Source organism: Aliivibrio thorii (genome assembly GCF_057368585.1).
In genome coordinates this window covers 2,974,170-2,998,389 of the sequence record NZ_CM170654.1, presented here as the reverse complement: position 1 = coordinate 2,998,389, position 24,220 = coordinate 2,974,170, and the positions used below count along the sequence as shown (strand labels likewise).

Genomic DNA, 24,220 nt, shown 5'->3' with positions numbered 1-24,220 from the left:
GAGTTTTATCATGGCTAACTACTTTAATACACTGAATTTACGTGAGCAATTGGATCAACTTGGTCGTTGTCGTTTCATGGACCGAGAAGAATTTGCAACCGAAGCTGATTATCTAAAAGGCAAGAAGGTTGTAATTGTTGGTTGTGGTGCTCAAGGGCTTAATCAGGGCCTTAATATGCGAGATTCAGGTTTAGATGTTGCATATGCACTACGTCAGGCTGCTATTGATGAACAACGTCAATCATTTAAAAATGCAAAAGAAAATGGGTTTGTAGTTGCTAGCTATGAAGAATTAATTCCTCAAGCAGACCTTGTTGTTAACCTAACCCCAGATAAACAACATACGAATGTTGTTGAAACAGTAATGCCATTAATGAAAGAGGGTGCGGCATTAGGTTATTCTCATGGCTTTAATGTTGTTGAAGAAGGCATGCAGATTCGTAAAGACATCACTGTTGTTATGGTTGCTCCTAAGTGTCCAGGTACAGAAGTTCGCGAAGAATATAAGCGTGGCTTTGGTGTTCCGACTTTGATAGCTGTTCATCCTGAAAATGATCCAAAAGATGAAGGTTGGGATATTGCAAAAGCATGGGCTGCTGGTACTGGCGGACATCGTGCTGGTTGCCTTGAGTCTTCTTTTGTGGCTGAAGTTAAATCTGACTTAATGGGTGAACAAACAATTTTATGCGGCATGTTACAAGCTGGTTCAATTGTTTCTTATGAAAAAATGATTGCTGATGGCATTAAACCTGGTTATGCCGGTAAGCTATTACAATTTGGTTGGGAAACTATCACTGAAGCACTTAAATTTGGTGGTGTTACTCACATGATGGATCGTTTGTCTAATCCAGCTAAAGTTAAAGCTTTTGAACTTTCAGAAGAGCTTAAAGATTTAATGCGCCCTCTATACAATAAACATATGGATGACATCATCCAAGGTGAGTTTTCTCGTACAATGATGGCGGATTGGGCAAATGATGATGTTAACCTTCTAGGTTGGCGTGAAGAAACAGGGCAAACAGCTTTTGAAAACTACCCTGAGTCTGATGTTGAAATCTCAGAACAAGAATATTTTGATAATGGTATTTTGTTAGTGGCAATGGTTCGTGCTGGTGTAGAGCTGGCGTTTGAAGCAATGACGTCATCGGGTATCGTTGATGAGTCTGCATACTATGAATCACTGCATGAGCTTCCATTAATTGCAAATACAGTAGCTCGTAAGCGCTTATATGAAATGAATGTCGTAATTTCAGATACTGCTGAGTATGGCAACTACCTATTTGCTAATGTAGCAACACCGTTGCTTCGTGAGAAGTTTATGCCATCTGTTGAGACTAATGTAATTGGTCGAGGTTTAGGTGAAACATCAAATCAAGTTGATAATGCAACGCTAATCGCTGTTAACGAAGCCATTCGTAATCACCCAGTAGAGTATATTGGTGAGGAGTTGCGTAGCTATATGAGTGATATGAAGCGAATTGCCGTAGGCGGTTAATTCTAATTGAATTAATATCTGAATTAAAAAGGCTTGGTTTAATGACCAAGCCTTTTTTGTTTGCCCAGCAAAGCTGGCAAACCCGTCTGCTTGCAAGATAGCAGAGTCACCCCGACTAAGGGGAAGACAATCTGAATGGCAAGGGCGTCACTGGCTAACGGTGAGGTCTGAAGGAAGCCATAGGAAGTTAGATGTACACAACTAACCGTAACCTGTTTCGGCGGGATTGGTGGGTAAGCGTCCAAAATAGCGCGAAGCCCAATACTTAGTCAGACCAATTCTGTGCTTGAGGGTGGCATATCTAACAGGGAGTCAGTGCAATAACTGGGGAAGCCTGGCATCTAAACTTAATTGTCAGTAAGTGGCTTAGATTCAAGAAGAAACTCAAGATCTAATGCCGATGTGAGGTGGCAGATGAACCCGTAGTAGTGAGTAAGGCTAGGCCTGTGAAAGCCAGTGATGGTGTGGAGGACAAAACCAAGCCGACTATCAGTAATATATCTGATAGAGTCAATTTGAGCCAAAAGCACTTATTGATTGCGAAGGGGGGAAGTGATTTATAAATTACCTTAAAGTGACGTAATTTATGATGGGTTCACGAATTACCAAATAAGGTAAAGTCTCTATTTTAATGGCTAAGGGTGATACTAAAGCTGTGAATAGAACTGGGCACGGGGAGTAAGTGTTTCTCTTTACTAGAGGCATAGAGGCGGTTAAGCATATTGCGAATAAAAGGGCGTAGCCTTGCTAGAAAACTTAACGCGACAACGAAATAAACCTAACCAACATAAATAAAGTCAGCAGCAGGTGATGTGAGATAATAATTTGAGAGTACACTATAGCCTTTACGGGCGCATGCTATCACTGCAAGCGCTTTACGTGGCATACAAACAAGTGAGAAAGAATGGAGGCGCAGCTGGTATTGACGGGCAGCGTATCGATGATTTCACACAAAATTTGGAAGTAGAGCTCAGAAAACTATTACTTGAACTACAAGAAAAGCGCTATCAAGCGCGGCCCGTAAAACGAGTTGAGATCGCCAAAGACGATGGCGGTATCAGGTTATTGGGGATCCCCACAGTTCGAGACCGAATTGTTCAACAATGTTTAACGAATATAATGACTCCCATATTTGACCCAAACTTTCATCCATCCAGTTATGGATATCGGGTTGGGCGAAGCTGTCATCAAGCCATCAGCAAAGCTACACTCTTTATACGTAAATATAATAAGCGGCATGTTGTTGATATGGATCTGTCTAAATGCTTTGACATGCTTGACCACGATCTGATAATCAAGTTCGTGCGAAAGCGCATCGTGGATGGCAGTATCTTAGGCTTGCTCCGTCAATTTCTAAAAAGTGGAGTCATGGTTGGTGAAAACTGGCAGAATAGTGTAATAGGCAGTCCACAAGGTGGGGTGATTAGTCCACTACTTGCTAATATCTACTTAGATGAATTCGATCAAGAAATGATGAGGCGTAAGCATCGAATAGTGCGATACGCGGATGACATTTTGATATTCTGCACCTCGAAAAAGGGTGCAGAGAATGCATTAAAAGTAGCTAGCCATATTTTAGAAGTAACGCTAAAACTTAAAGTGAATGAGCGGAAAACCCATATAGCACATAGCGATACAGGTATTAAATTCTTGGGAGTGGAAATTTTTACAAATTACACGGCAATTCAAGAAAAGAAGCTCAAAACATTAAAAGCGAAAGTAAGACAACTCACCAAGCGTAATGGAGGATTGAATTTAGCGAGAGTGCTAAAGTAACTGAATCCAGTTTGTAAACTACTTCAAAATAGCCAATATTACGAGCACACTGAAAAGCCTTGCGGCTTGGATAAGGCGGAGATTGCGAGCGGTACAAATGAGTTTGTGGAAGAAGCCGTGCAGATTGCATCGTCGTCTTAAGCAACTAAAGTACAAACCGCCATTTAAGTCCATAAAAATGGACTCATGGCGAAACAGTGCGAGTCCGTTAGCAAGCTATGCGATGCCTAATCAGTGGTTCAAAAATCTAGGCTTGTATTCAATAGACGAAGTTAAAACAGGTGTACTCGCTTCTTTTTATTAAGAAATAGTAAATTGCAGGAGCCGTATACGAGGTCCGTACGTACGGTTCTGTGAGAGGGATGAGGCAAAAGCCTCACCCTACTCGATGTATCTTTTGGATAACGTAATGATTTATCCTAGTCGTATATAAATACGATTTTATTTTTCTGACAATTTTTCTTCTATTTCAGTAAGTTTTTGTTCCATCGCTGTTAGTTTCTGACGGGTACGTAGGAGAACTTGTGTTTGAACATCAAATTCCTCTCTACTCACCACATCAAGTTTATTCAATTGCCCCTGAATTACTTGACGTACTTTTTGCTCTACATCACTACCTAACTCTTTGACTGGTTGTGGCATTGAATCATGAATCTGTTTTGCTACCTGCTCTAACTTTTTTGGATCAAACATCATTTATTCCTTGGTCGATACTTTTCTTTATTTTAAATAAAGCACAGCTCATTGTCGCTATTCAAATATAAAAAAGGCTACCGAAGTAGCCTTTAAAATTTTACTTACCTTATTCTTGAATTTCTTTGCCTTCTTCAAAAACAGGTAGTGGTTTATGTTCACTTGCTAAGTAGCTGTAAATTACAGGCAGTACAAATAGAGTAAACAGGGTACCAATTGCTAGTCCCGCAACGATAACAATACCAATACTAAAGCGTTGTGCTGCACCTGCACCAGTTGCGTACATTAACGGAATTAAACCGGCAATCATTGCAGCTGTTGTCATTAGGATCGGGCGAAGACGAACTTTTGCAGCTTCGGTTACCGCTTCCATACGAGTTTTTAGATTGTGTAATTGTTCTTCTTTGGCCACTTCACAAATAAGAATACCGTGTTTTGTAATTAGACCAACCAAGGTGATTAGGCCTACTTGTGAGTAGATATTCATTGTTGCGGCACCCCAAGCAAGTGCAATTAATGCTCCACAGATTGCTAATGGAACAGAAACCATAATTACTAATGGGTCTCTAATTGATTCAAATTGAATCGCAAGAACTAAGAAGATGATCGCTAACGCTAAACCAAAGGTTGCATATAATGCGCTACCTTCTGTTACATACTGGCGAGCTTCGCCCATGTAATCATGATTGTAACCACTTGGTAGTGTCGTGTTTGCTATATCTTCAAACCAAGAAATCGCATCACCCATAGCAACTCCTGGAGATGGTACAGCTCCAACGGTAGCAGAGTTTAACTGATTGAAGTGAGGTAAAGAACGAGGTTCAGCAATTACATCAATAGAGACTAAGCTACCTAATGGAACGGCTTCACCACTGAGAGAGCGAACATAATAACTGTTCATTGATTCAGGGTTTAAGCGGTATTTACGCTCTACCTGAGGGATTACCTCATAAGATCGTCCATTTAGATCGATACGGTTAACGTAGCCATCAGCCATCATTGTACTTAACGTAATACCAATATCTTGCATGGTTACGCCATAAGCTCCTGCTTTGTCTTTATCGATATTGATTTTCATTGTTGCTGAATCAAAGTTTAAATCGATATCAGAATAAACAAATAAAGGACTACCTTTAACATCAGTTAATACTTCGGTTGCTATTTGGAATAGGCTCTCAAAGCTATTTGGTGTTGTAATTACAAATTGAATTGGTAAACCAGAACCAGCTCCTGGCAGTTCAGGCATTTGGAAGGCAGTTACAGCCATACCAGGAACATCTTGTACTAATTTGCCTACACGACCAGTTACATCAGCTTGACTTGCTTCTCGTTGGCTCCAAGGAACCATTGATGCAATACCAAATGCTTGATTTGAGTTAGGTACCCCAGTAAATACTTGAGCAAAGGCAATTTCAGGTTGGTCTGAAAGAATTGCGTTAACATCATTCATTGTATTTTGTAGATAATCTAAGTTAGCGTTAGATGTACCAGTACCCATAAGCATTACAACTCCTTTATCTTCAGAAGGAGCGAGCTCACTTGGAATGAACTTGAATAGCAATGGTAGACTGGCAAAAACGATAACAGCGAATGCTATGATTACTGGACGGTGTTGCATTACCGAACCGAGGATGCGCTCATATTTGCTTGTCATGCCATCAAGGAAGTGATGAACTGTGCTTTCAAACTTACTTGGTATTTCATTTGCTTTAAGCATCTTAGAACACATCATTGGAGATAGTGTTAGTGCGACGATCCCTGAAACAAATACTGAGCCAGCAAGGGTTAAGGCAAACTCTTTAAATAGAGAACCAGTAATACCGCCCATCATAGCGATAGGAGCATATACGGCACCCAGTGTTAAAGTCATTGCAATTACAGGTATCGCAATTTCACGCGTACCAATAATCGCAGCCCTAAATGGAGTCTCTCCAAGTTTGACGTGCCTATCTACGTTTTCAAGTACAACGATAGCATCATCTACTACCAAACCAATGGCGAGAACCATGGCAAGAAGTGTCATCAAGTTCCATGAGAACCCCATAGCTTGCATTACCATTGCAACACCAACAAGAGATAATGGGATCGTTACAATAGGGATGATTACTGCTCGGAATGAACCTAAGAACAATGTGATAACGATAAGTACGATAACAGCCGCTTCAACAATGGTCTTAATTACTTCATGGATTGATTCGTTAATCGCAATCGTAGAGTCGTACATGATGTTCATTTTGATGTTTTTAGGAAGGTTTTTCTCTAGTTGAGGTAACAGTTCCAAAACATCTGCAGCAATGTTAATCGGGTTAGCGCTTGGTGCAGCATTGATTGCAGCAACAACAGCTTCTTTACCGTTAGCACTTGCTCGGTATACATCATGACTTTTTTCTAGGGATACTTTCGCAATATCACTTAGACGAACAACTTCACCATCTTCACTTTTAATAACTAAACGTTCAAGTTCTTCTACATTAGAGACTTGTGTGTTTGCGCTACCATTATAAAGAACGAACTCACCGGTTGCTTGACCTGCTGCTGATTGGAAGTTATTGGCATTTAATACACCCATAACATCAGTTGCTGTCATATTTATTGCAGCCATACGAGCAGGGTCTAACCAAATACGTAACGCATATTTCATACCACCATAAAGGTCTATTTTTGAAACACCATTCACAGTAAATAGTTGAGGATTAACCACTCGCTCTAGGTAATCGGTAATTTGACTTGATACAAGCTCATCACTTGTAAAGCCAATATAAAGTACCGCTGTTGTAGAACCTGTTGACATGGTAACTGTTGGATCTTCTGCTTCCTTTGGAAGTTGTGAGCGAACAGAGTTAGTCTTAGCTAGTACGTCAGACAATGCGGCGTTGGGGTCTGTATTTAATTTCATCGTTACCGTAATAGTCGATTGACCCATTACAGATTGTGACGTCATGAAATCTATATTATCAGCTTGAGCTACCGCTTGTTCTAAGGGTTGAGTGATGAAACCTTGGATAAGGTCAGCACTTGCACCGTAGTAGCTTGTTGTTACCGTTACAACGGTATTCGTCATTTCAGGGTATTCACGAACCTGCATTTTGAAAATAGCTTGGATGCCAAGCAAAGCAATCAAAAAGCTGATTGATACCGCTAAAACTGGACGTTTAATAAAAACATCAGTAAAGCGCATAGTTCCTCCGGTTACAGCATTGGTGTTTCAGCAGGTGGTGTTGTTGCATCGCTTTCAACGATACGTACTTTCGCGTCATTACTTAAACGAACTTGGCCAGATGTAACAACAACATCGCCAGGTTTAACACCGTCAAGAATGTGTGCGATAGCTTCTGAACGCTCACCAACTTTTACTACATGCTGTTGAACACGTTTATCACCGTCTTTTTCAGTAACGATGTAAACATTGTCACCATAAAGAGTATAGGTAATCGCTGTTTGTGGAATAACAACTTGGCTTTCTAATGTAGGCAGAATTATATCTGCTTGAGCAAACATACCACTACGTAGTTTCCCACCGTTATTAGGGATGTCAGCTTGAACTTGAATTAGGCCACTTTGGATATTTACCGCAGGTTCAATTGCACTAATCGATCCTTTAAAGACATCGTTAGGGTACGAATCAACAGTGATATCAATGTCTTGACCAATGTTGATACGAGAGATATCAGTTTGAGGAACAGTGAAACGTAAACGCATGATGCTAGTGTCTTCTAGGCGTACAATATCAGTGCTTGGTTGTAAGTATTCACCAAGATACACATTACGAATACCAACGACACCAGAGAAAGGTGCTTTAATCTCACGACGTTCAATTGATGCTTTCATACTTTCAATATCAGCAGCAAGAGAGAAGTAGTTCGCCTCAGCTTCATCGTATGATTCTTTAGAAATCGACCCTTTCTTGTATAAGCCTTTATAGCGCTTATATTTTGCTTCTGCAGCAGGTAAGCGAGCTTGAGTACTTTTTAAATTGGCTTTTTCTACTTTAGAGTCAAGAGAAAGAAGTAATTGCCCTTCTTTTACTTGACTACCAGAATCAAACGAGATTTTATCGATTACACCATTAACTTCAGTTGTCAGTGTTACACCTTGGTTTGGCTCAATGAAACCAATCGCTTCGATAGTTGGAGTCCAAAGGGACGACGTAACTGTTTCAACCGTAACAGGAAATTCAGGTTCAGGTCTATTTGCCATGTACTCAGCAATTTTTTGTTGTTTAAACATGTTAAAACCAATAACACTACCGAAAAGAAGTAGCGCAAGAAGCAACATAAAGAAAGTCCACTTTTTCATTCTGATTAGAACTCCAAATTAGTGTTTAATAATGGCATCCCAACTGGCTTCAATTGCCGCGTCAAGATCATCGTTTGTTAAAGTAAAAAAACCTTGAGCATGTTTTCGAGCTAAACAAACACTCGCTTCTAAGCTAAGGCCAGTTAATATTTCTACGCTAAGAGGCTTAAAAATGCCTTGCTCAAGTCCATCAATAAAGAGCTGATTAACTTGGGCAAACATTTTCTCCTCTAGTTCCTTTAGTTTGACTAAATCAAAGCAAGGAAGTGAATCGTATTGATTGCGGTTCAAAAACGTATTTCTTTCTGAAATAGCAAAATGCCAAATATTCAACCACATAGTACGAAAACGGACTTTAATTGGATCTGAATCCTGTACGTTTTCTTGAATAGCAAGGGCTACTCGCTGCATGATATTTAGCTTTATTTCTTGGATTAATGCTTCTTTATCATCAAAGTAGCGATAGATCGTACCTGCGGCAACGCCCGCTTGGTTTGCTACCTTTTGCATGGATAAACCGCTAAACCCATCGGTGGCTAACAACTGTTCAGCTGACTCAATGATGAGTTGGCGTTTTTCCTTCATAAATAGATCCTTATGAAATGAATGAACGTTCATTCATTATTCTAGGACACGACGAATAAAATGTAATCTATTTTTGTGTCAAGAAACGTAAAGGTCACATTTTTTGATTGATTGTTTACATGGTATTCCAAAGTAGTCCGCTTTATTATAGACCCAAATAATTCATTATCGATTTAATAGGTGATTCATGAGACTTAATCCACAGCAAGATGAGGCAGTTAAATTTGTCTCAGGGCCATGTTTAGTATTGGCTGGTGCAGGGTCAGGTAAAACCCGTGTAATCACAAATAAAATAGCTTACCTCGTTCAGACATGTGGTTATAAAGCGAGAAATATTGCAGCCGTAACGTTTACCAATAAAGCAGCGAGAGAAATGAGAGAACGTGTAGGGCAGACACTAAATAAGCAGGAGTCCCGAGGGTTAATGGTTTCTACTTTTCACTCGTTAGGTTTAGATATTATTCGACGAGAATATAAAGTGCTTGGCTTGAAAGCGGGTTTTTCTTTATTTGATGATCAAGACCAATTGGCTCTGCTTAAAGAGTTAACAGAAAAGCAGATTGATGGTGACAAAGATTTATTGCGTCAGTTACTCAGTAGTATTTCTAATTGGAAAAATGACATGTTAACACCTGCGCAAGTAAAAGGGTTTGCTCGTTCGGAACAAGACCAGTTATTTGCTTTTTGTTATGAAATGTACCTAGCACAGATGAAGGCCTATAACGCGCTTGATTTTGATGATCTTATTTCATTACCCGTTTTACTGCTTCGAACTAATCAAGAGGTGCGTGAACGCTGGCAAATGAAGATCCGTTATTTACTTGTGGATGAATATCAAGATACCAACACCAGTCAATATGAATTGGTGAAGTTATTAGTTGGAGAGAGAGGGCGTTTAACCGTTGTAGGAGATGATGATCAATCAATTTACTCATGGCGTGGTGCAAAGCCTCAAAATTTGGTGCTATTAAACGAAGATTACCCAAACTTACGAGTGATTAAACTAGAGCAAAATTACCGTTCGACCAGCCGAATTCTACGGGTGGCTAATATACTTATTGCTAATAACCCTCATGTATTTGAAAAACGTCTTTTTTCAGAAATTCCTGATGGGGAGCAGATAAAAGTACTTACAGCAAAAGATGATGAGCACGAAGCAGAGCGAGTTGTCGGTGAAATTATTGCACATCGATTTTTAAATCGAACGGACTATAAAGATTACGCAGTGTTATACCGAGGTAATCATCAGTCTCGTTTGATTGAAAAGTCACTAATGCAAAACCGAGTGCCTTATAAAATATCAGGTGGAACCTCTTTTTTCTCTCGAGCTGAAATTAAAGATATCATGGCGTATTTACGCTTGTTAACAAACCCTGACGATGACAATGCATTTTTACGAGTAGTGAATACGCCTCGTCGTGAAATTGGCCCTGTGACTTTAGAGAAATTGGGTACTTATGCCAACATGCGTGGAAAAAGCTTATTTGAAGCCAGTTTTGAAATGGGGTTAGAACAAACGCTTACAGGAAGAGGGTTAGAGTCATTACGTCGTTTCAGTCATTGGGTTGTTTCTATTTCTGAAAACGCAGAGCGTGGTAATACAGTAGAAGCGGTCCGCTCTCTTGTGAAAGATATTCATTATGAAGATTGGTTGTACGAAACATCTACCAGCGCAAAAGCTGCAGAGATGAGAATGAAAAACGTCTCTGATCTTTATTCGTGGATTGTCGCCGATTTAGAAGGGGATAATTATGATAATGAAGAGAAAACATTAAAAGAAGTTGTCCAACGTTTAACCCTACGAGATATGATGGAGCGCGGTGAGGATGAAGACGGCGCCGATCAGGTTCAGTTAATGACCTTACATGCATCAAAAGGTTTAGAGTTTCCGTATGTCTTTTTAATTGGTGCTGAAGAGGGTATTTTACCTCACCAAGTTAGTATGGATGAAGACAACGTAGACGAGGAGCGTCGTTTAGCTTATGTAGGAATAACACGAGCTCAAAAAGAACTGACTTTTACATTATGCAAAGAGCGTCGACAATATGGTGAATTAATTCGTCCGGAACCAAGTCGTTTTCTAGAAGAGTTACCACATGACGATTTAGATTGGGAGATGAAAAAACCAAAGCCAACTCAAGAAGAGAGAATGGAAAGAGGGAAGAGTAATATTGCTAATCTTAGAGCCATGCTTAAAAAGTAATAGAAAGAAAAATGGCCACAGCTATTTAGCTGTGGCCATTTTTGATTAACTTATTTTTTTGGATTAAGTCAGTCTTAATTTACTAACCCTTTAACTAGGTAATTAATTGCATCGACAACTTCGTCATCAGTACAATTCATACAAGTACCACGAGCAGGCATCGCATTAAAGCCATTAAGAGCGTGCTCTTTTAATACGTCCATACCTTTTGCTATACGTGGGGTCCAATCTGCTGCATTTTGAGTTTTTGGTGCACCAGCAGCTCCAGTTGAGTGGCAAGCAGTACAAAATGTTTTGTATACTTGCTCCCCTGAGCGAGGTCCTGTCAGCTCTTCAACCACAGGAACGTCACTTGCTAGGTAAACTTGACCTACAGGCTTAATTCGCTCAGCTATTACATCATCAGAGTTACCCGCTGCAAAAGAGGTAGTTGAAAAAGTTAATGCAGCAACCGTTGCAATAATGATGTTACGAATAGATTTTTCCATAAAGCTCACTTTCCACTCCCAGTTATTATTATTGGCTTTAGCCCATTTTATTGTATTTACCCAGTTGAAAAGCGAACTTAATAAAATAGCTGCGTTAACTTTGTGTAAATATTGAGTGAGTATATCTGCTTAAATTGTTGCAATAAACCACTAGAGCTAAAGAAAATGAGGATAAATAGGTAGAAATTGTTGAAAAAGAGACCAAACGACAAAAAAAGTAAAAAAAACACTAGACGCAGGTCACGCAGATCCGTATTATTCCTCTCCGCCGATAGGGTATACGCCCGTAGCTCAGTTGGATAGAGCGTTGGCCTCCGGAGCCAAAGGTCGAAGGTTCGAATCCTTTCGGGCGTGCCATCCGGAATATAAATTAAAGGCGAAAAAAAGTAGTGGTGGCTATAGCTCAGTTGGTAGAGCCCTGGATTGTGATTCCGGTGGTCGCGAGTTCGAATCTCGTTAGCCACCCCATTATTTTGGTAACCAAGTTTATGTAGTAAAATAAGGTTTCCAGTTTTTATTCAAGAAACACCCCAAGAATCGAAACGAAATTTGTCGGTGAATAGCGCAGCTTGGTAGCGCATCTGGTTTGGGACCAGAGGGTCGGGGGTTCGAATCCCTCTTCACCGACCACTATTTCAATAATCGCAATAGCGGTTATATAAAAAATTAGTGGTGGCTATAGCTCAGTTGGTAGAGCCCTGGATTGTGATTCCGGTGGTCGCGAGTTCGAATCTCGTTAGCCACCCCATTAATTTTGGTAACTGTAAAAGCAGTTTCCCTTTTGATTCATTTATACCCCAAGAATCAAATAAAAGCTCGGTGAATAGCGCAGCTTGGTAGCGCATCTGGTTTGGGACCAGAGGGTCGGGGGTTCGAATCCCTCTTCACCGACCACATTTGAAAGCCTCGTCAGAAATGACGAGGCTTTTTTCATTTCTGCTTTATATTATTCTTATCTTCATCACAAAATCGCTATTTTACATTACGCTCTATGCCTCATTTCTTTCTTTTTTCTTTGAGTTCCAACTGCTTCTATTTATCTTTATTTTGATAGCTTACACTGATTATTTATAGTTAAATCAATATAAAACACTGACTTTAACTTCTAATTCCAATTAAAAAGTTGTTTTAAATGTTAAATTTATTTTTGTCTATTTATCTAAAGTGAGATGGGTTTTAGATAAATCACTATCTTAGTAGTTTGTTTTTAACTGTATGTTTTATTTGGTTGCTATGACTATTTAAAATAGTTCTTCATATTAGGTCAGGTTGAGGAAAGTGACTTTTTATTCAATATATTGGCATATATTAGTTTTATACTCTTTGATTGTTGCTTTTTTGTGAACAATTGACTACATTGGTGTCCTAATCAAGTTACAGTACTTATTGCTGTTTCGAATGGAATCAATGTGCAGACAGGGCAGGATGCTGCCGAGTAGTCGGAGTCTGATAATGTCACTTTTAGAAGTTAAAAATTTACGTATCGAATATCCATCTCGTCACGGGGTTCATGCCGCGGTTAAGTCGCTGTCGTTTTCAATAGAACGCGGTGAGATTGTTGGTGTTGTTGGAGAGTCTGGTGCAGGTAAGTCAACTGTCGGTAATGCTGTAATTGATTTATTAAGCCCTCCAGGTGTTATTGCTGGAGGTGAGGTATTTCTTGATGGCGAAAAAATATCAGGTCTAACAACAGAGGATATGCGTAAAGTTAGAGGCTCTAAAATTGGTTTTATTTTCCAAGACCCAATGACCTCGTTAAACCCTTTATTTACGGTTGAGCAACAGTTAACCGAAACCATTCATGCCAATTTAAAAATGTCATCTGTAGAAGCTTATGCGAGAGCATTATCTTTGATGGAGCAAGTTGGTATTCCGCAACCTGAAAATCGCTTAAAACAATATCCACACCAATTTTCAGGTGGCATGCGTCAACGTGTTGTTATTGCAATAGCATTAGCCGGTGAACCGGACCTTATTATTGCCGATGAACCGACTACAGCCCTAGATGTTTCGATTCAAGATCAAATCTTAAGTCTTATCCGAGATCTTTGTGTTAAGAAAAACGTAGGTTGTATGCTTGTTACTCATGATATGGGGGTTGTATCAAATGTAACGGATAAAGTTGCGGTAATGTACCGTGGTGATTTGGTTGAGTTTGGTAAGACAGAGAAAGTATTAGGTAATCCTGATCACTCATACACTCGTAGTTTGATTTCTGCGGTTCCTCGCTCTGATGTTAAGTTAGAGCGTTTCCCGTTAGTGAGCTATATCGAAGAAGCTGTTCAACACGATCCTATTGATGTAAAGAATCATTGGTTAGGTCAAAGCCAAGACCAGCGTGAATACGTAGGGCCGTTATTAAAAGTAGAAAATGTAAATTTACGATTTATAACGAAAGACTCATTTTTCGAAAGTCGCCGTGAATACGTTCAAGCCTCTAATAATGTTAGCTTTGAAATTCATGAAGGGGAAACATTCGGCCTTGTTGGTGAGTCTGGTTCAGGCAAATCTACCATTGCCCGTATTATCTCTGGTTTATATCCGCCTAATTCCGGTTCTGTTATTTTTGAAGGCATTGACCTTACAGCGCTGAAATCAGAAAAAGAGCGCCGTCCTATGCGCCGTCAAATGCAGATGGTATTCCAAAACCCTTATACGTCCATGAATCCTCGTATGAAAATTTTCGATATCATTGCAGAACCGATCCGTTTTCATAAGCTAACGCGTTCAGAATCAGAAACGCAACAGATCGTTAATGATCTTTTGGGTCATGTTGGTTTGGGAAGAATGGCTGCATTGAAGTATCCACATGAATTTTCTGGTGGTCAACGCCAACGTATTTCTATTGCTAGAGCATTAGCAACGCGCCCACGTCTACTTATTTGTGATGAACCTACATCTGCTTTGGATGTATCAGTTCAAGCTCAAATCCTCAACCTATTAAAAGATTTACAAGATGAGTTAAACCTAACCATGTTGTTTATCAGTCATGATTTACCTGTTATTCGCCAAATGTGTGATCGTGTCGGTGTAATGCAAATGGGAACACTTTTAGAAGTGGCTCCAACGGAAAATCTTTATACCAACCCACAGCACGAATACAGCAAGCAATTGATTTCGCTTATGCCTGACTTTAAAGGGTTAAGAGATGATCTAGCAGCGGTTTAAACCGTCTAATAATAAGTATAAATACAACAAATTAGGGATAAATTCCCGCATAAGGAGTTATGCAATGAAAACCATGAAGACAAAATTAGCTATCGCACTTATGGCTGCTGGCCTAAGTTTTAGTGCGGCAGCTGCTGACATTACTGTTGCTTACGATGCCGATCCAGTATCACTTGATCCACATGAGCAATTGTCTGGCGGTACACTACAACTTTCTCATATGGTGTTTGATCCCCTAGTGCGTTATACGCAGTCATTTGATTTTGAACCGCGTCTTGCTGAAAAGTGGGAACGTATTGATGAAAAAACATTCCTTTTTAATTTACGTAAAGGCGTTAAGTTTCATTCAGGTAATGAGATGACGGCTGACGATGTTGTTTGGACGTTTGATCGTCTAAAAGACTCTCCTGATTTTAAAGCGATTTTCGAACCTTATGAAAAGCTAGTTAAAATTGATGATTATACGGTTGAACTTGTTTCTAAAGGCGCTTATCCGTTAGTTCTGCAGACAGCAACATACCTTTTCCCAATGGACAGCAAGTTCTATTCTGGTAAAACAGAAAATGGTAAAGATAAGTCTGAAATTGTAAAACACGGTAATTCATTCGCTTCAACACACATTTCTGGTACGGGTCCATTTGTTGTTAAATCTCGTGAGCAAGGCGTAAAAGTTGTTTTTGATCGTTTTGATGGTTACTGGGATAAAAATTCTCCAGGTAATGTAGACGAATTAACTCTTGTTCCAATTAAAGAAAATGCAACGCGTGTTGCAGCTCTTCTTTCTGGTGATGTTGATGTCATAGCTCCTGTGGCCCCAAATGATCACAAGCGAGTAAAAAATACCAAAGGTATTGATTTAGTTACGCTACCAGGTACTCGTTTGATTTCCTTTCAAATGAACCAAACAAGTAATGAAGCACTAAAAGATGTACGTGTTCGTCAGGCAATCGTTCATGCAATTAATAACGAGGGCATCGTTAAGAAAATCATGAAAGGTTTTGCTACTGCAGCTGGTCAACAAGGACCTTCAGGTTATTCTGGTTATGATGCTGACTTAGTTCCACGTTATGATCTTAAGAAAGCAAAAGAGCTAATGAAAGAAGCGGGTTACGAGAATGGCTTTAAACTTAGCATGATGGCGCCAAATAACCGTTACGTAAATGATGCAAAAATTGCTCAAGCTGCTGCAGCAATGCTGTCTAAAATTGGCATTAAAGTTGATTTAAAAACTTTACCAAAAGCGCAATATTGGCCTGAGTTTGATTTATGTTCAGCAGACATGATGATGATTGGTTGGCATTCGGATACCGAAGATTCAGCGAATTTCTCTGAGTTCCTAACAATGACGCGTAATGAAGAAACTGGTAAAGGTCAGTACAACTGTGGTCATTATTCAAACCCTGAAGTTGACCGTTTAGTCGAAGCGGCAAATGTAGAAACTGATCCAGCTAAGCGTAGCCAAATGCTAAAAATAGTAGAAGATACACTATATAACGATGCTGCGTTTGTTCCACTACATTGGCAAAACCTTGCATGGGGTGCGAAATCTAACATTGATATCAAACCAATCGTAAATGCAATGGAATACCCATACTTTGGCGACCTAGTTGTTAAATAGCCATTAAACAAAAATAAGTAGGTTGCTTTGAATGAATCAAGGCAGCCTTTATTTATACCCACAGCAATAACAACAATGTGTTAGGCATGAAAATAATCATGTCATTCTTAGGATAGATTAAGGGGACAAGGAATGTTTACGTTTCTGGTCAAGCGCCTGTTTCAGGCACTGATAGTGATGTTTGTGATCAGTCTGGTTGCGTTTTCCATTCAAGATAACTTGGGTGACCCGTTACGTGAATTGGTTGGACAATCAGTTTCAGAAGCAGAGCGTCAAGCTCTGAGAGATGATCTAGGGTTAAATGACCCGTTCATCACAAAGTATACTCGTTTTATTACTAATGCGGTTCAAGGTGACTTGGGCACGTCTTATTTCTTCAAAAAGCCGGCCGTTGAGGTCATCCTAGATAAGCTTGTTGCAACCCTTGAATTAGTATTGGGTTCTGCGATTATCATTATATGTCTCTCGATCCCTCTTGGTGTCTATTCGGCTATTCATCCTAAAAGCTTTTTTACTAAAGCAATTATGGCGTTCAGTAGCGTTGGTATATCGATCCCTGTCTTCTTAACCGCAATAATGTTGATGTATGTTTTTTCAATTGAATTAAATTGGCTACCGTCCTATGGGCGTGGAGAAACGTACAATTTACTTGGTTGGGAATCAGGGTTTTTTACTATTGATGGCTTAGCTCATTTAGTATTGCCTTGTATTTCACTGGCTTCCATTATGCTGCCTTTGTTTATTCGTTTGGTGCGTTCAGAAATGCTTGAAGTATTGAGTTCTGAGTACATTAAGTTTTCAAAAGCTAAAGGTGTCGCAACGAATAAAATTTATTATCAGCACGCATTAAAAAATACTATGTTGCCTGTCTTGACGGTTGGTGGTGTTCAAATTGGTACTATGGTGGCATATACAATTTTAACTGAAACTGTTTTTCAGTGGCCGGGAACAGGCTCTTTATTCTTAGAGGCGATTAACCGTGTAGATACTCCTTTGATTACCGCTTACGTTATTTTTGTCGGGTTGATCTTCGTCGTAACGAATACGATTGTTGATTTATTATATGGACTAATTAACCCAACCGTAGATATTACAGGTAAAGGAGCGTAATCATGAACACTACAACTAACCACGTTCCAACTCGTTGGGAACGATTTAAATCTTCAGATTTTTTGTATTATTTTTTACGCGACAAAGTGGCAATGTTTAGTTTTGCTGTCTTTTTGGTCTTTGTTCTGGGGGCATTACTTTCACCAGTTATTGCTCCAAATAATCCATATGATCTTAGTTCAATTGATATTATGGATTCAGAGTTACCTCCTTCTTGGATGGAAGAGGGAGATGAACGCTTTCTTTTAGGCACTGATGACCAAGGTCGTGATGTATTGTCGACCATTCTTTATGGCTCGCGTTTATCATTAACGATTGGCTTCTTAGCTGTAGCAGTACAACTGACATTAGGTATTATTATTGGCCTATCTGCAGGTTATTTCGGTGGTCGAATAGATAGCTTTTTAATGCGATTTGCTGATGTGCAGTTGTCTTTTTCAACCATGATGGTTGCAATCATTGTTTCTGCTATCTTTAAAGCCAGTTTTGGAACAGAGTTTTTTAGTCAATATGCCGTCGTAATGTTGGTGGTTATTATCGGTATTGCTGAATGGCCACAATACGCACGTACAATCCGTGCGTCAGTATTGGCTGAGAAGAAGAAGGAATACGTAGAAGCAGCGAAAGTGATGGGCTTTCGTTCTCCGAGAATCATGTTCCGTCATATTCTGCCTAACTGCTTATCTCCAATTTTAGTTATATCTACAGTACAAATTGCCAATGCGATTATGTCTGAAGCTGCGTTGTCTTTCTTAGGTTTAGGTTTACCGGTAGACCAACCCTCATTAGGTTCATTAATCAGTATTGGATTTAATTATATTTTCTCTGGTTCATGGTGGATTACCGCTTTCCCTGGATTAGTTTTGGTTACTTTAGTCTTGGTAATTAATTTACTTGGTGATTGGTTAAGAGATGTATTTAATCCTAAAATCTATAAAGGTTAATCATAGCTAACTAATAAAAAGCGATGATTTAGTCATCGCTTTTTTTTCATTTGTAAAACATAAACAATGTCTTACAGATAAGGAAATTTCGCTTGTTTTATTGTTTTTCTGGCTTATTTACCGCTTTTACTGGTAATAATTTGCTCAGTTGTTAGGATCATAAGGTGTGTTTAAATATTTTAAAGCGAGTATTTGAATTAAACCAAAACAGAGAGCTAAGGCTCGAAGTGAGGAATAATGAGTAGAAATAAGGACAAGTACAGTATAGATAATACAGATTATACTGTTGGACAGGATAACGTTCAAAAATGGGGATTGGATATTCATAACTCCGTCTTCGGTATTAGTGCTGGCTTGATTGCACTCTTCTTAATAGCAGTTGCAGTGACGGATCCTGAAACTGCAAAAACAGTGCTAAATGGTTTGAAATTACAGATTATCAATGCATTTGATGGTTTGTTTATGTGGTCAGCGAATATCTTTGTTATTTTCTGTTTAGCATTGATTGTCTCACCATTTGGTAAAATTCGCCTTGGTGGTGATAAAGCAAAACCTGATTACTCGATGGTCTCTTGGATCGCGATGTTATTTGCTGCTGGCATGGGTATTGGTCTTATGTTTTGGGGTGTATCAGAACCAGTTGCTTACTTTACTGGTTGGTTTGAAACACCACTAGGCGTTGAAGCGTATACACCGGAAGCAAAACAATTAGCACTTGGTGCAACCATGTTCCATTGGGGTATTCATCCATGGGCTATTTATGGTGTTGTTGCCTTGTCATTAGCTTTCTTTTCTTACAATAAAGGCTTACCACTTTCTATGCGCTCAATCTTCTATCCAATTTTAGGAGATCGCACATGGGGATGGCCCGGTCATATTGTTGATATTCTTGCTGTTCTAGCAACGTTATTTGGTCTTGCTACCTCTTTAGGTCTTGGTGCTCAACAAGCAGCAAGTGGCTTCCAGCATGTGTTTGGAATTGAAGGTGGATTAGGTTTACAAGTCGCGATTATTTTCATTGTTACCTTGCTTGCTGTTGTTTCAGTAATGCGTGGTATTGATGGTGGTGTAAAAGTCATCAGTAACATTAATATGATTATTGCGGTTGTATTAGTTGTTTTTGTTGCTTTGGTTTCATTTTCTGTCTCGATGGGGACGATTCCAACGACAGTTATGGGCTACATTGAAAATATTATTCCATTAAGTAATCCACACGGTCGTGGTGATCAAGCGTGGATGCACGGTTGGACTGTTACTTATTGGGCGTGGTGGATTTCATGGTCTCCATTTGTAGGTATGTTTATTGCTCGAGTATCTCGTGGTCGTACTGTTCGTGAGTTCTTGATTGCAGTATTAGTTGTACCAACTGTATTTACCGTGCTTTGGATGTCTACGTTTGGTGGTGTTGCGATTGATCAGGTGATCAATCATGTAGGTACCTTAGGCTCTGAAGGGTTAACGGACGTCTCTCTAGCTATGTTCCAAATGTTTGATGCTCTACCTATGGGGAATATTCTTTCTCTGATCGCGGTTGTGCTAGTGTTGGTATTCTTTATCACCTCATCAGATTCGGGTTCATTAGTTATCGATAGCATTACTGCTGGTGGTAAAGTTGATGCGCCTGTACCACAACGAGTGTTCTGGGCATTTATGGAAGGGGCAATTGCAGTTGCTCTGCTATGGGTTGGTGGTACTCAAGCAATTGAGGCTCTTCAAGCTGGGGCTATTTCAACAGCCTTACCATTCACCATTATATTGCTTGTCATGTGTGTGAGTTTACTTATGGGTATGAGAACTGAGAAACATAACCGTTCTTAATTCTTTAGTGAACAAACACTAAAAAGCCGATGAGAGATAATCTTCATCGGTTTTTTTGTTTTTAGGTTAAACGGTTTTTATTATTGCCATAACTTACGAATAGGGTCATTCTCCGAGAAGTGATGACGCACTTGAGCCTGAAATAATTCAGCTGTCGCAATCGCATCAGTTAATGCGTGATGAGGAGGGTAAGCCGGTAAGCCATAACGTAATCGGCTATTTGCCAAACGGATTGATTCAGGACGCTTTCCTTTAAGCCAATTAATTAGGCCTTTAGATTGGCCTTGTTGATAATCCCCTTCGATTTGCATTGTATCGACCACTGGAAAAACAATACCCTCACCAATCAAGCTTCGTAAATTAGCATCAAAAAAATCACGTTCTATTTTTCGGTAATGAACCACTACGACTTTTCCTGCTAACGCATCGAGCACCTTCTCTAAGATACGACGTAAATCAGGAGCCCCTTGTAAGTCAGAGTGAGTAATTCCGTGAATGACAACAGAGTTTTCTTCTAAGCTGTCTTGAGCTTTAACAAACCAATGTTGAGATTCTCGACAACGAATACGTTGTAAAGTAAATGGCACTAAACCAATACTAATAATGCTGTTTTGATTTGCATCTAATCCTGTTGTTTCAAAATCTAAAGCAACAAATTCAATATCTTTGAGTGGTGTTTCTTCTTCATACGTTCCGGTTTGGTAAAAATTTTTAAGCCGTTTATCTTTACTCATTTCAAACTTATGCGTAAAGAAAGCAGGCCAGTTGAGAATTTCTTGTTGAGTGTTCGATATCATCATTCACTCCTAAAATTTGTTAGCGCTATAACGGAACTTAAGGAAGTTTTGCGCATTACTCAGTACTTGGAACGCATCTTTTAGATTTCGACGTTCAAAGTCAGACATGTTCTCTGGCTCTATATTGTTATCAGGTTCTATCCCCGCTTCGACATCTAATGCCTGATGGCGTAGACGAACCAATGAAATTAATTCCATTGCATGGTGAAGATCACTGCCTTTTGATTTAGGTAAAATACCAGCTTCAATAATATCGTCTAAACGTTCAAATGAGTTTTGCGCTTGAGAGCCAATCGCTAATGCATGAACTCGGATTAAATCAGCAAGAGGTGCTGTACCACGGCGTTTTAAATTTATTGAATTATTATGGCGGCCATCTTTCTCCATCACAAAATCCTTAAAGAAACCCAGTGGTGGTGTTCGGCGTAAACCATTTCGAGCAAGGCAAGCAAGGAAACGGTTATTTTTCTTTGCTCGACGGACAATAAATCCATTGAGTTGTTCTGCCCATTTGGTTCGGCCATAAACGCCATTTAAGTCAAAGAAAATAGAACTATTTAATAGTGCTTGTGGATCTGGGTTATCAATCCAATCGGCAAAACATTCTTCCCATTCTGATTGCGTTTTACGCCATTCAGGATTCGTTGCCATTATGTCGCCAGTGCAGTAGGTATATCCACACGCAGCTAAACCATCACAAACAAAAGTAGATAACGCTTTAAAGTATTCACCATGCTCTTGTTCGTTATAATCATTATCTAAAATAATCGCGTTGTCTTGGTCTGTAACAATTAACTGCTCATCACGAGCCATAGAACCAAGCGCTAAGAAGCAATAAGGGACTGGAGGTGCGCCTAGTTCTTCCTCGGCCAACTCTAATAAACGTTGTTTAAAGCTTCGACCAATCTCAGACATCGCGCTACCAACCATGTGAGAATTAGCGTCTTCATTTACCATTCGAATAAAGCAATCTTTCAATTGGCTAGATAAAATAACCAAGTCTTCGATAGTTTGTTGTTGGAAAATACTGCTTACGAACAACAGGCTATTTTGAGATTCGTAACGTACGATGTCAGACACCTCTAGAACACCGATTGGTTGCTTATTTCTCAATACTGGTAAGTGATGTACGTTGTATCGAAGCATCATCAGCATGGCTTCAAATACATAGGCATTATGGTCGAGTGAAATCAGCTCTGTAGACATGACTTCAGATACGGGGGTTTCAAAATCTAACCCACAGGCAAGCACTTTAGTACATAAATCACGGTCAGTAATAATACCGACAAAATCATTGTCTTCTTCTTCTGTATCGATTTCAGGATCGGTGATTAATACCGCAGATACGTTTTCTTCTGCCATGGTTTTAGCGGCAGATTGAATGGTTTCGTATTTGGTAATCATGACCGCTTCACGAGTCAGTAATGTTTTTACTTTGGACGTGGTTAGATCGTTAGCGTCATCATGATTGTTTTCAACCGCTTGCTTTAAGCGGGTGGCATCTTCTACTTCAACAAAATCTGAGAACTCATCATAGCGTTCACAGAAATCATCAAATACCGATTCAGGGATGCAATATAATAAAGAATCGTTCAGAGCCTTGGCTGGGAAACGAACCTTATTATTCATTAATAGGCCCATTTGCCCGAAAATACTGCCTTCATCAAGTCGGTTATAAAGCTCGCCATTACGACGATAGACTTCAATTATTCCGCTGCGAACCATATAAAGGTCTTTGATCTCATCACCAAACCCAATCACCATACTTTCTGCGCGGTAATAAGATATTTCTACGCTTTGAGCCGCTTCTTTTATTGCCTCTTCAGGTAATAAGTTAAAGGGAGGGTATTGTGATAAAAAGTGTTGGATCTCTAACAGTTCAACTTCCATGCGTCACTCAACATAAATTAAAGGAGAATAGACTATAATTTTAGTTTATCGCTTTATGGATAGCTATGTTAATTCAATTAAATTGAGTGAGACGAAGGCATTGGAAATAGGATCTCGGATCTGAAACAGAACTTTTGCTATGCTGATAATATTGTAAGTTTGTTTGGAGAAGTCTAGTGGCTAAATTAATAAAAAGAACAGCAATATCATTAGGTGTTCTCGGTAGTTTCGTAGCAGTCGCAAGTGTATCTGCGAACGAAAAGGCGACAGAGCCAGAAACTCTAAATAAAGGTGTTTTATCTGCGGTTTGCTTTTCTAAAGGAGACAATAAAAAAGAAGAGCATATTTTGTCTGAACTTTGCCCGATAGGGGAAGGGCTATGGGGAAGTCTACCTACAAAAGAGAAAGTTGATAATAGTGAGTACTGGATCCAATGTGGCCTGTTTAAAAAAGAGTTAACTAAAGACGCTATTGAACAAATTAATCGCGCGGTAGATATGCCAATTAATATGAAAAAAGAAGGAGAGCTTAACCGTTGTTTAGTTGGTCCGTATATTGATTATTTTATAGCGAATAAAGAATTGAAAGCTTTACAAAATCAGCGGTTATTTAAACATGCAGGACTGCGTGAAGTCGATTTATCAGATGTTAATAAAGAAGCACTGATGCCTGAAAAGGTAATAGAACCAGATCCGATAACTATTCGTAAAGAAGTGATTATTAACCAAGTTCATTTTGCAGTGCCGTTTATTGATAATGGAAATGAAGGCTTCTATATGGAAAATAAAATGCCTTGGTTAAGAGCAACAGCACAAAATGCTCACACCGTTTGCCAAAAAATAGAGATGGATTTATTGACTAAAGAGCAATGGCAAATACTAGTTGATTCAACGATAATGACGAAAGATAAATGGCCAATGCAATTACCTTATTGGGGCGCGGATAATATCGGTCTCTTTAAAGGGGGTACAGCCAGAAAATTAAAAAACACATCGATGCTGAATGTGGTGTGTACTAAGAAGGTAGAGGATAAAGTCGTTGGAAATTCAATTTAAAGGTCGTTGGGACAGTAAATCTCTGGCTGAGAACTTACAAGAAGCATTAGAAACATTAGAAGAAGAGTTTGGCGTTAAGGCGTTATCAGATATTTCATTAAATATCTGTCTGGAAGATGAGCACAAAGAAGAGCTCGCACTGCTAAGTCCAACAGGTCGAGCATTAGATTTAATCGTGATTAATAACCCTAAAGATGTGAATGACGGTGAAAAAGCGCCAGTATTGGAGTTTAAGCCGCGACCGTAATCTCTTTTCTATAAAAAATCCCAGTTATGCTGGGATT

The 24,220-nt window shown here is 39.4% G+C and carries 18 protein-coding genes, 5 tRNA genes and 1 pseudogene; 17 read left to right on the top strand and 7 right to left on the bottom strand.

Going from position 1 to position 24,220, the window contains the following annotated elements; translation table 11 throughout:
* Positions 1–10: 10 nt before the first annotated feature.
* The 4 genes and pseudogenes from ilvC (at position 11) to AC2IP4_RS13840 (ending at position 3,575) form a co-directional block, all read left to right on the top strand.
* A complete protein-coding gene (gene ilvC, locus AC2IP4_RS13855) occupies positions 11–1,495 on the top strand; it encodes a ketol-acid reductoisomerase (protein ID WP_375321431.1) in 1,485 nt (494 codons plus the stop codon).
* An 855-nt stretch (positions 1,496–2,350) separates the two neighbouring features.
* Positions 2,351–3,271 carry a group II intron reverse transcriptase/maturase gene (gene ltrA / locus AC2IP4_RS13850; RefSeq protein ID WP_486310412.1) on the top strand — a complete coding sequence of 307 codons (921 nt, stop codon included), beginning with the start codon at positions 2,351–2,353 and terminating at the stop codon, positions 3,269–3,271.
* A 4-nt stretch (positions 3,272–3,275) separates the two neighbouring features.
* A pseudogene (locus tag AC2IP4_RS13845) lies at positions 3,276–3,356 on the top strand (hypothetical protein); the annotation flags it as partial.
* Between the two features lie 12 nt (positions 3,357–3,368).
* Positions 3,369–3,575 carry a hypothetical protein gene (locus AC2IP4_RS13840; RefSeq protein WP_486310411.1) on the top strand — a complete coding sequence of 69 codons (207 nt, stop codon included), beginning with the start codon at positions 3,369–3,371 and terminating at the stop codon, positions 3,573–3,575.
* 137 nt (positions 3,576–3,712) lie between these two features.
* Here the strand turns inward: AC2IP4_RS13840 and ubiK are convergent, their stop codons facing one another.
* From ubiK to AC2IP4_RS13820, 4 genes are all read right to left on the bottom strand, one after another.
* On the bottom strand, positions 3,713–3,964 hold the full coding sequence (ubiK, locus tag AC2IP4_RS13835; protein WP_105056901.1) for a ubiquinone biosynthesis accessory factor UbiK: 252 nt from the start codon (positions 3,962–3,964) through the stop codon (positions 3,713–3,715).
* 109 nt (positions 3,965–4,073) lie between these two features.
* On the bottom strand, positions 4,074–7,142 hold the full coding sequence (locus tag AC2IP4_RS13830; RefSeq protein ID WP_105056902.1) for a multidrug efflux RND transporter permease subunit: 3,069 nt from the start codon (positions 7,140–7,142) through the stop codon (positions 4,074–4,076).
* A gap of 11 nt (positions 7,143–7,153) precedes the next feature.
* Positions 7,154–8,260, bottom strand: coding sequence for an efflux RND transporter periplasmic adaptor subunit (locus AC2IP4_RS13825; RefSeq protein ID WP_375321430.1), 1,107 nt, complete (start codon positions 8,258–8,260; stop codon positions 7,154–7,156).
* 18 nt (positions 8,261–8,278) lie between these two features.
* Positions 8,279–8,845, bottom strand: coding sequence for a TetR/AcrR family transcriptional regulator (locus tag AC2IP4_RS13820; RefSeq protein ID WP_375321429.1), 567 nt, complete (start codon positions 8,843–8,845; stop codon positions 8,279–8,281).
* A 187-nt stretch (positions 8,846–9,032) separates the two neighbouring features.
* On the opposite strand from AC2IP4_RS13820, the gene rep reads away from it, so the two are divergent.
* A complete protein-coding gene (gene rep, locus AC2IP4_RS13815; RefSeq protein ID WP_486310426.1) occupies positions 9,033–11,048 on the top strand; it encodes a DNA helicase Rep in 2,016 nt (671 codons plus the stop codon).
* 74 nt (positions 11,049–11,122) lie between these two features.
* Here the strand turns inward: rep and AC2IP4_RS13810 are convergent, their stop codons facing one another.
* A complete protein-coding gene (locus AC2IP4_RS13810; RefSeq protein WP_375321427.1) occupies positions 11,123–11,536 on the bottom strand; it encodes a c-type cytochrome in 414 nt (137 codons plus the stop codon).
* A gap of 280 nt (positions 11,537–11,816) precedes the next feature.
* On the opposite strand from AC2IP4_RS13810, the gene AC2IP4_RS13805 reads away from it, so the two are divergent.
* The 10 genes from AC2IP4_RS13805 (at position 11,817) to AC2IP4_RS13760 (ending at position 20,194) form a co-directional block, all read left to right on the top strand.
* Positions 11,817–11,893: transfer RNA gene (locus tag AC2IP4_RS13805), tRNA-Arg, on the top strand.
* 35 nt (positions 11,894–11,928) lie between these two features.
* Positions 11,929–12,004 (top strand) — tRNA-His (locus tag AC2IP4_RS13800).
* A gap of 85 nt (positions 12,005–12,089) precedes the next feature.
* Positions 12,090–12,166, top strand: a tRNA-Pro gene (locus tag AC2IP4_RS13795).
* 42 nt (positions 12,167–12,208) lie between these two features.
* Positions 12,209–12,284 (top strand) — tRNA-His (locus AC2IP4_RS13790).
* Between the two features lie 69 nt (positions 12,285–12,353).
* Positions 12,354–12,430, top strand: a tRNA-Pro gene (locus tag AC2IP4_RS13785).
* Positions 12,431–12,988: 558 nt separating this feature from the next.
* Positions 12,989–14,704, top strand: a complete 1,716-nt coding sequence (locus AC2IP4_RS13780; protein WP_486310425.1) for a dipeptide ABC transporter ATP-binding protein — start codon at positions 12,989–12,991, stop codon at positions 14,702–14,704.
* Positions 14,705–14,768: 64 nt separating this feature from the next.
* Positions 14,769–16,322 carry an ABC transporter substrate-binding protein gene (locus AC2IP4_RS13775; protein WP_486310424.1) on the top strand — a complete coding sequence of 518 codons (1,554 nt, stop codon included), beginning with the start codon at positions 14,769–14,771 and terminating at the stop codon, positions 16,320–16,322.
* A gap of 132 nt (positions 16,323–16,454) precedes the next feature.
* The gene (locus AC2IP4_RS13770; RefSeq protein ID WP_486306837.1) at positions 16,455–17,432 is read left to right on the top strand and encodes an ABC transporter permease; all 978 of its coding nucleotides are present in this window, start codon (positions 16,455–16,457) and stop codon (positions 17,430–17,432) included.
* Between the two features lie 2 nt (positions 17,433–17,434).
* Positions 17,435–18,376: an ABC transporter permease gene (locus tag AC2IP4_RS13765; RefSeq protein ID WP_486306836.1), complete on the top strand. Its 942-nt coding sequence runs from the start codon at positions 17,435–17,437 to the stop codon at positions 18,374–18,376.
* 237 nt (positions 18,377–18,613) lie between these two features.
* Complete coding sequence (locus AC2IP4_RS13760; protein WP_375321423.1) at positions 18,614–20,194, top strand: BCCT family transporter; 1,581 nt, start codon at positions 18,614–18,616, stop codon at positions 20,192–20,194.
* An 80-nt stretch (positions 20,195–20,274) separates the two neighbouring features.
* On the opposite strand, the gene AC2IP4_RS13755 is transcribed toward AC2IP4_RS13760, so the two are convergent.
* Entirely contained in the window at positions 20,275–20,991 is a 717-nt protein-coding gene (locus AC2IP4_RS13755; RefSeq protein ID WP_105056909.1) for a 3'-5' exonuclease, read from the bottom strand.
* A 9-nt stretch (positions 20,992–21,000) separates the two neighbouring features.
* Positions 21,001–22,881: a DUF294 nucleotidyltransferase-like domain-containing protein gene (locus AC2IP4_RS13750; protein WP_375321422.1), complete on the bottom strand. Its 1,881-nt coding sequence runs from the start codon at positions 22,879–22,881 to the stop codon at positions 21,001–21,003.
* A 176-nt stretch (positions 22,882–23,057) separates the two neighbouring features.
* On the opposite strand from AC2IP4_RS13750, the gene AC2IP4_RS13745 reads away from it, so the two are divergent.
* Together AC2IP4_RS13745 and AC2IP4_RS13740 are read left to right on the top strand one after the other, a co-directional pair.
* Complete coding sequence (locus AC2IP4_RS13745; RefSeq protein WP_375321421.1) at positions 23,058–23,936, top strand: SPOR domain-containing protein; 879 nt, start codon at positions 23,058–23,060, stop codon at positions 23,934–23,936.
* A complete protein-coding gene (locus AC2IP4_RS13740) occupies positions 23,920–24,183 on the top strand; it encodes a hypothetical protein (RefSeq protein WP_181044705.1) in 264 nt (87 codons plus the stop codon). Before AC2IP4_RS13745 ends, AC2IP4_RS13740 begins: the two co-directional genes overlap by 17 nt.
* The last annotated feature ends 37 nt before the right edge of the window (positions 24,184–24,220 follow it).

What these genes read in the sequence shown, in the direction of transcription:
- ilvC (WP_375321431.1), top strand. Translation starts at nt 11, where the DNA reads ATGGCTAACTACTTTAATACACTGAATTTACGTGAGCAATTGGATCAA.
- ltrA (WP_486310412.1), top strand. Translation starts at nt 2,351, where the DNA reads ATGCTATCACTGCAAGCGCTTTACGTGGCATACAAACAAGTGAGAAAG.
- AC2IP4_RS13840 (WP_486310411.1), top strand. Translation starts at nt 3,369, where the DNA reads ATGAGTTTGTGGAAGAAGCCGTGCAGATTGCATCGTCGTCTTAAGCAA.
- ubiK (WP_105056901.1), bottom strand. Translation starts at nt 3,964, where the DNA reads ATGTTTGATCCAAAAAAGTTAGAGCAGGTAGCAAAACAGATTCATGAT.
- AC2IP4_RS13830 (WP_105056902.1), bottom strand. Translation starts at nt 7,142, where the DNA reads ATGCGCTTTACTGATGTTTTTATTAAACGTCCAGTTTTAGCGGTATCA.
- AC2IP4_RS13825 (WP_375321430.1), bottom strand. Translation starts at nt 8,260, where the DNA reads ATGAAAAAGTGGACTTTCTTTATGTTGCTTCTTGCGCTACTTCTTTTC.
- AC2IP4_RS13820 (WP_375321429.1), bottom strand. Translation starts at nt 8,845, where the DNA reads ATGAAGGAAAAACGCCAACTCATCATTGAGTCAGCTGAACAGTTGTTA.
- rep (WP_486310426.1), top strand. Translation starts at nt 9,033, where the DNA reads ATGAGACTTAATCCACAGCAAGATGAGGCAGTTAAATTTGTCTCAGGG.
- AC2IP4_RS13810 (WP_375321427.1), bottom strand. Translation starts at nt 11,536, where the DNA reads ATGGAAAAATCTATTCGTAACATCATTATTGCAACGGTTGCTGCATTA.
- AC2IP4_RS13780 (WP_486310425.1), top strand. Translation starts at nt 12,989, where the DNA reads ATGTCACTTTTAGAAGTTAAAAATTTACGTATCGAATATCCATCTCGT.
- AC2IP4_RS13775 (WP_486310424.1), top strand. Translation starts at nt 14,769, where the DNA reads ATGAAAACCATGAAGACAAAATTAGCTATCGCACTTATGGCTGCTGGC.
- AC2IP4_RS13770 (WP_486306837.1), top strand. Translation starts at nt 16,455, where the DNA reads ATGTTTACGTTTCTGGTCAAGCGCCTGTTTCAGGCACTGATAGTGATG.
- AC2IP4_RS13765 (WP_486306836.1), top strand. Translation starts at nt 17,435, where the DNA reads ATGAACACTACAACTAACCACGTTCCAACTCGTTGGGAACGATTTAAA.
- AC2IP4_RS13760 (WP_375321423.1), top strand. Translation starts at nt 18,614, where the DNA reads ATGAGTAGAAATAAGGACAAGTACAGTATAGATAATACAGATTATACT.
- AC2IP4_RS13755 (WP_105056909.1), bottom strand. Translation starts at nt 20,991, where the DNA reads ATGATATCGAACACTCAACAAGAAATTCTCAACTGGCCTGCTTTCTTT.
- AC2IP4_RS13750 (WP_375321422.1), bottom strand. Translation starts at nt 22,881, where the DNA reads ATGGAAGTTGAACTGTTAGAGATCCAACACTTTTTATCACAATACCCT.